The organism is Streptomyces sp. NPDC051776 (assembly GCF_040681345.1).
Taxonomy (GTDB): Bacteria; Actinomycetota; Actinomycetes; order Streptomycetales; family Streptomycetaceae; genus Streptomyces.
Genome location: NZ_JBFAYQ010000085.1, coordinates 1 through 11,443, shown reverse-complemented (window position 1 = coordinate 11,443; position 11,443 = coordinate 1). Strand labels below are relative to the sequence as shown.

The window sequence follows — 11,443 nt, the reverse complement described above, 5'->3', positions numbered from 1 at the left end:
GTGTGTGGTGTGGAGCCTAGACACCTCCACCACATCGGAGGTCTTCGCTCTTGATCAACCCCCCACGAGTGTCAACAACGCTCATGGTCAGAACATCTAGCCGGTTCAGCTCCGTCCAGAGGGCGCCCGGATCATGTCCGCGCGCCCTCCGGTGGTTTTCCCGCCGCCTCGGGGTCCAGCCGTGCCGCCGTACGCGATGCCGTACGGGCCGCCCAGGAGCCGGTCGTGGCCGCCCCGACGAGCAGGGTGGACACCCCGCAGCCCGCGATGATCCACCATGCACCGCGGCTGGCTGCGGCGAACCCGTCCACGTCGCCCGCGCCATGTACGCCCGCAGCCAGCACCGCGCCGATCACCGCAACGCCGAGCGTCGCCCCCACCTGCCGGCTCGTGGACGCCACGGCGGCCGCGACACCCGCCTGGGCGCGTGGCATGCCGGACACGGCGGTGTTGGTGATCGGGGCGTTGACCAGGCCGAAGCCGAGGCCGAAGAGCACGTAGCCGGTGAAGAGCAGCGGCACCGACGCCTCGGCGTCGAACCCGGCGAACAGCACCCCGCTCGCCGTCATCGTCACCCCTGCGATGAGCAGCGGCAGCCGCGGACCCCGGCTTGCGACGAGCCGCCCCGACACGGGTCCGAAGACGAAGGTCATCGCCGCCATGGGCAGCATCCACACCCCCGCGTCGAGCGGGGACAGGCCCCGGATCTCCTGCAGATAGAGGGTGTTGACGAACAGGAAGCCGCCCAGCGCGGCGAACGCGCTCACCGCGATCACCGTCGCGCCGCTGAACGGCGCGCTGCCGAAGAACCGCAGATCGATCAGCGGCTCCTCGCGCCGGGGCTCGTACAGCACCAGTGCCACCAGCGCCCCGACGGCCGTTGCCGCGCAGATGAGGATCAGCGGCGAGCCGGGTCCGAGCGCGGGCGTCTCGATGATCGCGTACGTGAGCGAGCCCAGCAGCGCGATCACCAGGAGCTGGCCGACGGGGTCGAAGCGCCGGGGCCTGGGGGCCCGGGACTCCGGCACGTAGAGGGCCGTGAGCAGCAGGGCGGCGAGCCCCACAGGGAGGTTTATCCAGAAGATCGAGCGCCACCCGACCGACTCCACGAGCACCCCGCCCACCAATGGCCCCGCCGCCATGCTGATGCCGACGACCCCGCCCCAGACTCCGATGGCCCGCGCACGCTGCCGCGGATCCGTGAAGACATTGGTGATGATCGACATCGCCACGGGATTGAGCATCGAGCCGCCGACGGCCTGCACCATCCGGAAGACGACCAGCCACGCCAGCGACGGCGCGAGGCTGCACAGCAGCGACCCGAGGGCGAAGATCACCAGCCCGGCCTGGAACACCTTCCGGCGACCGATCCGGTCGCCGGTCGAGCCCGCGAGCATCAGCACCGACGCAAGCACCACGGTGTACGCGTCGATGGTCCACTGCAGCCCCGAGAGAGAGGCGTGCAGGTCGTCGCGCATGGCGGGCAGCGCGACGTTGAGCACGGTGTTGTCGAGGCTGACGATCAGCAGACTCATGCAGCAGATACCCAGCACGAGCAGCCGTCGGCGGTGGCTGAGTTCCGACATGGTTGAACCGTACAATCACTGCGGTCGGCACGGTGACGACCCTCGCCGCGCATGCGGGACAATGGGTGGCCGTCCCCCGTTCGTACGCCCGACGAAGGATGCCCTCCCGTGACCGAGCTGCAGATCGGCCCGCACACGGTGCAGCCGCCGGTGGTCCTGGCCCCCATGGCCGGCATCACCAATGCGCCGTTCCGCACCCTGTGCCGCGAATTCAGCGGCGGCAAGGGGCTGTTCGTCAGCGAGATGATCACGACCCGGGCCCTGGTCGAGCGCGACGCCAAGACCATGCGGCTGATCCACTTCGACGGGACCGAGAAGCCGCGCTCGATCCAGCTCTACGGCGTCGACCCGGACACCGTGGGCCGGGCCGCCCGCATGATCGCGGACGAGGACCTGGCCGATCACATCGACCTCAACTTCGGCTGCCCGGTGCCCAAGGTCACCCGCAAGGGCGGCGGCTCCGCCCTGCCCTACAAGCGGAACCTGCTGCGGGCGATCCTGCGCGCGGCCGTGAAAGGCGCGGGCCGCCTGCCCGTGACCATGAAGATGCGCAAGGGCATCGACGACGACCACCTGACGTATCTGGACGCGGGCCGCACCGCGGTCGAGGAGGGGGTGACCGCCATCGCCCTGCACGGCCGCACCGCCGCCCAGCACTACGGCGGCACGGCCGACTGGACGGCCATCGCCCGCCTCAAGGAGGCCGTGCCCGAGATCCCCGTGCTGGGCAACGGCGACATCTGGTCGGCCGACGACGCGCTGCGGATGATGCGCGAGACCGGCTGCGACGGAGTGGTCGTGGGGCGCGGCTGTCTCGGCAGGCCCTGGCTCTTCGGCGACCTCGTCTCCGCCTTCGACGGCACGGGCGACCACGCCACGCCGACCTTGAAGGAGGTCGCGGTCGTCATGCTGCGCCACGCCCAGCTGCTGGGGGAGTGGCTGGGGGACGAGACCCGCGGTGTCATCGACTTCCGCAAACACGTCGCCTGGTACACCAAGGGCTTCGCCATCGGGTCCGAGATGCGCAGGAAGCTCGCCGTGGCCTCCTCCCTGGACGAGATGGACGCGCTGCTCGCCGAACTGGACCTGGACCAGCCCTGGCCGACCGGCGCCGACGGGCCCCGCGGCCGCACATCCGGCAGGAGCCGGGTGGTCCTGCCGGACGGCTGGCTCGACGATCCGTACGCGTGCTCCGCGGTGGGCGCCGAAGCGGAGCTCGACACCAGCGGAGGCTGAGCGCTCGCCCCGGATGCCGGCGCACCGCGCCCGCCCTCACATCTGGCCCGGTGCCAGTGCGCTGAGCAGCGCCAGGGGGGTCGCGGCCGTCCACGCCTGCGGCGAGCAGGAGTGCGGATACGGCACGGGGGTCGGGTGCTCGTCCCGTCCGTAGCCCGCCATGAGTTCCGGCAGCCGCCAGTCGTGGACGACCGCCGCCTCGACGAGCGCGCGGATCACCACCAGTGCCTGCTCGGTGAGCCCGTAGCGGACGAGCCCGAGCACGGTGAGCGCGTTGTCGTGCGGCCAGATGGACCCCCGGTGCCAGGACAGCGGGTGGTAGGGGACCTGGCCCGTGGCGAGGGTGCGGATGCCCCAGCCGGAGAAGAAATCGGCCTCCAGCAGCCTGCGCCCGACCCGTTCGCCGTGCTCCGCGTCCAGGATCCCGGACCAGAGCAGATGGCCGGCCTCCGAGGCCAGTACGTCGACCCGGCGGCCGTTGCCGTCGAGGGCGAGGGCGGGGAAGTCGTGCTCCGGCATCCAGAACTCGCGGTGGAAGCGGCGGCCCAGTTCGGCCGCGGACTCCTCCAGCCGGTCCGCGAGCTCCGCGTCGTCCCAGGTCTTGCGGGCGAGGGCGGCCGTACGGACGAGTGCGTCGTAGGCGTAGCCCTGGGCTCCCGCGATCGCGATGGGCCCTTGTGCCGGGGTGCCGTCGCTGAAGCAGATCGCGCCGGGTGAGTCGCGCCAGCTCTGGTCGCAGCCACGGCCGCCCGCACTGGACGAGGCGTCGGCGTAGACGAGCCAACCGCGCTCCGTCAGGCCGCCGTCGCGGAACATCCACTCCACCGCGGCCCGCGCCTGCGGCTGAAGGCGGTGGGCGAGCGCGTCGTCACCAGTCCGGTCGGTGTAGGCGTGGAGGACGGTGAGGAAGAGCGGGGTGGAATCGACGGCGCCGTAGTACCGGCCGTAGGGGACCTGGCGGAAGTGCGGCAGTTCGCCGTGGCGGATCTCGTGCGGGATGCGGCCGGGCTGTTCGTACCGTGGACCGCACTCCTCGCCGCGGGGGTGACGCCCGGGACCCGGCCCGGCGGGAGCGTCGTAGCCCGTGCCCTGGGCGGCGGCGAGCGCGGCGAGCGTGGCTGAGGCGAGAGCGGGCCGGTACGGGAGGGCGAACAGCGAGGTCAACAGGGAGTCGCGGCCGAACAGGGCCAGGAACCACGGGATTCCGGCCGCGGGCACCCGCAGTGCCTCCCCGTCCAGGCCGGCCGCCGGGACCCGCAGCCCCGCGAGGTCGGCCAGCCCCTGCTCGCAGGCGCGGGCCAGTTCGGGCCACCCGATGAGGTCCCGCGGGCGGGGGCCGGTGCCCGTGAACGCGGCGTTCTCACGGGCCAGGCCGGCGACCGCGGTCGCCGGCGTGCGCAGGCGCGGCGGCTCGGTGTCCGTGCCGGACGGCAGCGCACAGGCCCGGAGGACGATCTCGCCGCTGCCGTGCGGGGGGAGAACCACACGCCACTCCAGCGTGCGGGCCGTCCCGCTGGCCGGATGGGTCACTTCGTCCGGCGGCGGGACGGCGGTGATCACGGTTCGGGAGTGCCACTCGGGCTGGCCGCCGGGCGCGGGTCGCTCGTAACCGAGGGCGACGCCGTCGGGCAGGGCCTCGGCGGTGCGGACGGCGTCGGTCTTGTCGTACGTGCGGTGGTCGGTGCGCAGCTCGAACTGGTCGGCGAAGTCGGCGTCGACGGTGAGGGAGATGCGGGCGACCGTGGGCAGCGGGCGGTTGCTGGTCAGCCGGATGCGGTCGGCGAGCGAGCGATCGGCGACCGCCTGCTCCCGGAAGACCGTGTAGGCGGGGGGCTCGTGCTCTGTGCCGGGCGGGGTGAGCACGGCGGCCAGTGGCCGGTCGGGCCCGGCCTGACCCGCGGCGACGAGAAGCTCGGGGGTACGGCCTTCCAGCGTGAGCTGCCAGCGGCTGAGGTGGCGGGCGTCGCGGGAGAACAGTCCCCGGGGTGAGGCGTCCCGGGTCCCGGTGATGTCACCGGTGTCCGTGACGACGGCGAAGGTTCCGTCATGCACCAGAAGATGGTGTCCTGTCATCGGTCAAGCCTGCCCTTCGTCGGACTCCGTGCGGAGGATGTCACCCCGTGTGTCCGCATCACGACGAAGGGTGTGGGGCGATGTGCTGCACGTCGATTGCTCATCTGAGCCATTTCGAACGCGGATGTGTCCATTGGCTGAGATTCGGGGTACATCAAAGGCGTGATTCTCGCCACCCCTGATAGGGGGCATGCTCAGATGAGCGCCATCTGGTGGGGTGCACTTCCCAAAGGGTGGCACCCAGTGCCACCCTCCGAGACTTCGGGCTGTCACGAGGTTCGTCACTCTCCGCCGATCGCAGCTGGCGCTCACGTCGGCCGAGAGTAATCATGGCTACACCTCTTGAAAGAGCCGAAGTTGATCGAGAAATGGTCGTCTACCTGCGATCTGCTGGCGGACGAGTGGTTACAGCCGTATGACGGCCAAGTGGACGTACTCACGTGCCTTCGATCTGGGTACGCTCCCGGCCGTCAGGGCAGCCCCACCAGACGCCGTCCGGCGGTACCCCAGCGAGGTGTAGAGATCCCGTGTCGGAAACCAAAGATCCCCACGTATCGCAGCCTGAGCCCCAGAAGTTCGTCTACGACTTCACCGAGGGCAACAAGGACCTCAAGGACCTGCTCGGCGGCAAGGGCGCCAACCTCGCCGAGATGACCAACCTCGGACTCCCCGTGCCTCCGGGTTTCACCATCACCACCGAGGCCTGCAAGGTCTACCTGGACAGCGGAACCGAGCCCGCGGCACTGCGTGACGAGGTGAGCTCCCACCTCCTCGCCCTCGAGGAGAAGATGGGCAAGAAGCTCGGCCAGTCGGACGACCCGCTGCTGGTGTCCGTGCGTTCCGGGGCGAAGTTCTCGATGCCGGGCATGATGGACACCGTCCTCAACATCGGCCTCTCCGACGAGTCGGTGTCCGGCCTCGCGGCACAGGCGGGCGACGACCGCTTCGCCTGGGACTCGTACCGCCGCCTCATCCAGATGTTCGGCAAGACCGTGCTCGGCGTCGACGGGGACCTCTTCGAGGAGGCCTTCGAGGAGGCCAAGCAGACCAAGGGGGCCGCGACCGACGTCGACCTCAAGGCCACCGACCTCCAGCAGCTCGTCGAGGACTTCAAGGGCATCGTGCTCAAGGAGACCGGGCGCGAGTTCCCGCAGGACCCGCGCGAGCAGATGGACCTGGCCATCAACGCGGTCTTCGACTCCTGGAACGGCGAGCGCGCCAAGCTCTACCGCCGCCAGGAGCGCATCCCCCACGACCTCGGCACCGCGGTCAATGTCTGCTCCATGGTCTTCGGCAACCTCGGCCCCGACTCCGGGACCGGCGTCGCCTTCACCCGGGATCCGGCCAGCGGCCACCAGGGCGTCTACGGCGACTACCTGCAGAACGCGCAGGGCGAGGATGTCGTCGCCGGCATCCGCAACACCGTGCCGCTCGCCGATCTCGAGGGGATCGACAAGGCCTCCTACGACCACCTGATGCAGATCATGGAAACCCTCGAGACGCACTACAAGGACCTGTGCGACATCGAGTTCACCATCGAGCGCGGTCAGCTCTGGATGCTCCAGACCCGGGTGGGCAAGCGCACCGCGGGTGCGGCCTTCCGGATCGCCACCCAGCTGGTGGACCAGGGGCTGATCGACGAGGCAGAGGCACTGCAGCGGGTCAACGGGGCCCAGCTCGCTCAGCTCATGTTCCCCCGCTTCGACGAGAGCGCTGCCGCCGAGAAGATCGGCCGGGGCATCGCGGCCTCGCCGGGTGCGGCGGTCGGCAAGGCCGTCTTCGACTCGTACACGGCCGTCAAGTGGTCGCGCTCCGGTGAGAAGGTCATCCTCATCCGCCGGGAGACCAACCCCGACGACCTCAACGGCATGATCGCCGCAGAGGGCATCCTCACCTCCCGCGGCGGCAAGACCTCGCACGCCGCCGTCGTCGCCCGTGGCATGGGCAAGACCTGTGTCTGCGGCGCGGAGGAGCTCGAGGTCGACACCAAGCGGCGCCGGATGACGACCGCCGACGGCACGGTCGTCGAGGAGGGCGACGTCGTCTCCATCGACGGCTCGTCCGGCAAGGTCTACATCGGCGAGGTGCCCGTCGTCCCCAGCCCGGTCGTCGAGTACTTCGAGGGCCGCATGCACGCCGGGGCGGAGGACGCCGACGAACTCGTGGGCGCCGTGCACCGGATCATGGCGTACGCGGACCGCGTCCGCCGACTGCGGGTGCGCGCCAACGCCGACAACGCCGAGGACGCGGCCCGCGCCCGCCGTTTCGGCGCCCAGGGCATCGGACTGTGCCGCACCGAGCACATGTTCCTCGGTGAGCGGCGCGAGCTGGTCGAGAAGCTGATCCTCGCCGACACCGACGAGGAGCGCGACGATGTGCTGAAGACCCTCCTGCCGCTGCAGAAGCAGGACTTCGTCGAGCTGTTCGAGGCCATGGACGGACTGCCGGTGACGATCCGTCTGCTCGACCCGCCGCTGCACGAGTTCCTGCCGGACATCACCGACCTCTCCGTCCGCGTCGCGCTGGCCGAGGCACGTCACGAGCGGCACGAGAACGACCTGCGGCTGCTGCAGGCCGTGCACAAGCTGCACGAGCAGAACCCGATGCTGGGTCTGCGCGGTGTGCGCCTCGGGCTGGTCATCCCGGGACTGTTCACCATGCAGGTACGGGCCATTGCGGAGGCCGCGGCGCAGCGCAAGAGCGGCCAGGGCGACCCGCGTGCGGAGATCATGATTCCGCTGGTGGGCACCGTACAGGAGCTGGAACTGGTCCGCGACGAGGCCGAGGAGGTCATCGCCGAGGTCCAGAAGGCGACGGGTGTAGAGCTCAAGGTCGCGCTCGGCACGATGATCGAGCTGCCCCGCGCCGCCCTGACCGCCGGTCAGATCGCGGAGGCCGCCGAGTTCTTCTCCTTCGGGACGAACGACCTGACCCAGACCGTGTGGGGCTTCTCCCGCGACGACGTGGAGGCGAGCTTCTTCACGGCGTACCTGGAGAAGGGCATCTTCGGGGTCTCCCCGTTCGAGACGATCGACAGGGAGGGAGTCGGCTCGCTCGTACGGAATGCGGCCGAGGCGGGCCGGGCCACCCGCCCCGACCTCAAGCTCGGCGTCTGCGGCGAGCACGGCGGCGACCCGGAGTCCGTCCACTTCTTCCACGAGGTGGGGCTGGACTACGTCTCATGCTCACCATTCCGGATTCCGGTGGCGCGCCTGGAGGCGGGCCGCGCGGCGGCGCAGAGCAAGGGCAGCGACTCCCGCTGACCGACGGCCGGTCGAGCGGCCGGGGCGACCGCCGGGGGACCCTCAGCCCGGCGGTGGCTCCGGCATCCGAGAAGGGGGCGGTACCTTGTGCGGAGGTGCCGCCCCTTCAGGCATCATCTGCGGAGGCTGTCAAGACAAGCCGCTGAGCAGGCGAAATGGCGTTTGCTGGCGTTGGTTGCCGTTGAACCTGCCGGAAGGTGTTGTGCCCTCGTTGTGCCCTCCACCCGTGGCGGGGGTTCCGTCACGCGCCGTCACTACAGAGGCTCCGCCCTGATTTGGCATCTCCCAGGGCGTGGCCGTCTCTTGCCAGTGCGGGCGCCGAGTATGCCAGCGAACGTAGGCGGCCGTCCGTGCAATGGGCACCAGGACAACGAGCGGTGTTGAACGGAGGAGAAGAGACGAGACCATCGGCTGGTTGCATAGGGACTGGAAGACTCGTCGGCCCTCGTGAGTGAGTACACCGTGAGTCGCAGCACTATTGACGGGCGCTTGCCGCGCTCAAGGCTGATGTTCCGCGTGGATGGCGGCCATGACCAATTCGACGGAGCATCCGCGAACTGCTGATGGTCACGTGGCTTTCGCAGAACGCTGGCACCGATCCACGCGCGGCCGATGGGGTTGAGAAGCGGATGGAAAGCCTACGCTCTGGTGGCTTTCGGCGAGACTGGCAACCAATCCAGCTAACCAACCGTGGGCATGTGGGACCAGAGGGGGCAGCACGGGCCCGGACCTCTGCAGCCTGTTCCGCGGCTTACTGGTTGCGTTCTGGGTGGCAATGCGCTGTTGGGGTGGAGATGGGCAGCGGTGCCATGACGACATGGGCCTGAGCAGTGTTACGGAAGGGAAACAGTTTGGCTGTTTGACGGATCAAGGAGGTTTCTCGGATGCGGGTGCACAGGATCGCGACGGCCACGATGGTGGTTCTGGCCATGGGCGGATGGACAGGAGTGGGCTTCGGGACGGCATTTGCCGGCACAGGCCCCGACGGTGTCAAGTCGAAGGCGCGGGCGGAGGGAGGATCGTCGATGGGCGGGAGTGTTTTCGAGCAGACCGTTGCGCAGTCCGCTCGGCAGAACAACAACTGCAACAATTTCAACTCTGATGGGGACGTGGTGACCTTCACCGGTGGCCGGGTAACGGGCCGCTGTGTGACCAGTGATGGCTCGCTGACGGCGTTCTCCCGTATCCACACCGGCCCCGCCCATGCCCAAGGCGGCTCCGGCACCAGGGTGGCCCAGCAGAACGTGGCGCAGAAGGGCCGGCAGAACAACAACTGCAACAGTCCCAACGCTGTGACCCTCGGGGTGGACGGCAGCCGGGTAGAGGGCCGCTGCACGGACCAGGACTTCTCCTTCAGCAAGCACACCCGCGTCAAGGGTGGCGGCGCCCGCGCCGAAGGCGGCTCCAGCGCGACCACCAACGTGTTCCAGCAGAACATCGCCCAGGAAGGCCGGCAGAACGATAACTGCAACAATCCCAACGCTACGGGGATCATTCGCCTGGAGGAGGGCAGCCGGGCGTCGAGCCGTTGCGGGAACAAGGACGTCTCCTTCAGCAAGCACACCCGCGTCAAGGGCGGCGGCGCTCGCGCCGAAGGCGGCAACGCAAACACCACCGTGGACCAGCAGAACATCGCCCAGGAAGGCCGGCAGAACAACAACTGCGCCAACCCCACCTTCCCCTCTAATTCCCTAAGCTCTGGCCGGGAGACGAGCCGTTGCGGGAACAAGGACGTCTCCTTCAGCAAGCACACCCGGGTCAAGGGCGGCGGCGCTCGCGCCGAAGGCGGCTCCAGCGCGACCAGTAGCGGTGTGTTCCAGCAGAACATCGCCCAAGAAGGCCGGCAGAACAATAACTGCTACAACTACCAAGACCCCTCCCTTGACGTGACGGGGGGCGGCCGGGAAACGAGCCGCTGCGGGAACAAGGACGCCTCCTTCAGCAAGCACACCCGTATCAAGGGCGGCGGCGCCCGAGCCGAAGGCGGCAACGCAAACACCAATGTGGACCAGCAGAACATCGCCCAGGAAGGCCGGCAGAACAACAACTGCAACAACCCCAACTTCCCCAGTACCGACCTGGACGCGGGCCGGGAGACGAGCCGTTGCGGGAACAAGGACGCCTCCTTCAGCAAGCACACCCGGGTCAAGGGCGGCGGCGCCCGCGCCGAAGGCGGCTCCAGCGCGACCAGCACCGGTGTGTTCCAGCAGAACATCGCCCAGGAAGGCCGGCAGAACAACAACTGCAACAATTTCCAAGACCCCTCCCTTGACGTGACGGGGGGCGGCCGGGAAACGAGCCGCTGCGGGAACAAGGACGCCTCCTTCAGCAAGCACACCCGTATCAAGGGCGGCGGCGCCCGAGCCGAAGGCGGCAACGCAGACACCAATGTGGACCAGCAGAACATCGCCCAGGAAGGCCGGCAGAACAACAACTGCAACAACCGAAACGAGAGGCTTGGCAACCTTGTAGTGATCGGGGGCGGCCGGGTGGAGAGCCACTGCGGGAACAAGGACCGCTCCCTCAGCAGGCACACCCGTATCAAGGGCGGCGGCGCTCGCGCCGAAGGCGGCTCCAGCGCGACCAGTAGCGATGTGTTCCAGCAGAACATCGCCCAGGAAGGTCGACAGAACAACCACTGCAACAACCCCAACCTCGACGCGGACATCACCGTGACAGGGGGCCGGGTCGGAGCCCGTTGCTGGAACAAGGACTTCTCGTTCAACCACAAAGCATTCATCAAGGGCGGCGGGGCCCGAGCCGAAGGCGGCTCCACAACAGGCGGCACCGTAAACCAGCAGAACATCGCCCAGGAAGGCCGGCAGAACAACAACTGCGCTAACCCCACCTTCCCGGACGAGACGATCGAGTTGAGCAGCAGCCGGTCGAAGGTGGGCTGTAAGACGCTGGATGGCTCCGTCAACGTTCACACCGCAGACCACGGCGGGGGAGCCAAGGCCACCGGCGGCTCGGCCACGGCCGACCTCTTCGTGCAGAACACCGCACAAGAGGGCCGTCAGAGCAGCAGCTGCGGCAACCCCAACAACCTCACCCTCACCACCACCGACTCGCGCAGCAGCACCCGGTGCACCGCCGTAGACCGCTCCACCAACATCGGCTCGCTCTACCAGTAGCCCGAAGCCCCCAGCCTTGCCGAAACCGGGGCGGAGGCCAACTGTCGGCGGCCGCGCGCCCCCGCACACTGTTAGGAAGGTTTCCTGTTGGGAAAGCACGCTAGGCCGTGGCCGGGCGGGGCGTCAATGACCCGGCACTCGGGCGGGGGAG

5 protein-coding genes are annotated in these 11,443 nt (G+C 68.9%); 3 read left to right on the top strand and 2 right to left on the bottom strand.

The window, feature by feature from the left end:
- Positions 1 to 131: 131 nt before the first annotated feature.
- Entirely contained in the window at positions 132 to 1,586 is a 1,455-nt protein-coding gene (locus tag AB0M26_RS30265; protein WP_365265994.1) for an MFS transporter, read from the bottom strand.
- 108 nt (positions 1,587 to 1,694) lie between these two features.
- Here AB0M26_RS30265 and dusB point away from each other — a divergent pair, with 108 nt between their 5' ends.
- A complete protein-coding gene (gene dusB / locus AB0M26_RS30260; protein WP_365265992.1) occupies positions 1,695 to 2,822 on the top strand; it encodes a tRNA dihydrouridine synthase DusB in 1,128 nt (375 codons plus the stop codon).
- 36 nt (positions 2,823 to 2,858) lie between these two features.
- On the opposite strand, the gene AB0M26_RS30255 is transcribed toward dusB, so the two are convergent.
- A complete protein-coding gene (locus AB0M26_RS30255; protein WP_365265990.1) occupies positions 2,859 to 4,895 on the bottom strand; it encodes a glycogen debranching N-terminal domain-containing protein in 2,037 nt (678 codons plus the stop codon).
- A 527-nt stretch (positions 4,896 to 5,422) separates the two neighbouring features.
- On the opposite strand from AB0M26_RS30255, the gene ppdK reads away from it, so the two are divergent.
- Complete coding sequence (ppdK, locus tag AB0M26_RS30250) at positions 5,423 to 8,158, top strand: pyruvate, phosphate dikinase (protein WP_365265988.1); 2,736 nt, start codon at positions 5,423 to 5,425, stop codon at positions 8,156 to 8,158.
- Positions 8,159 to 9,042: 884 nt separating this feature from the next.
- On the top strand, positions 9,043 to 11,292 hold the full coding sequence (locus AB0M26_RS30245) for a hypothetical protein (RefSeq protein ID WP_365265986.1): 2,250 nt from the start codon (positions 9,043 to 9,045) through the stop codon (positions 11,290 to 11,292).
- Positions 11,293 to 11,443 lie beyond the last annotated feature (151 nt).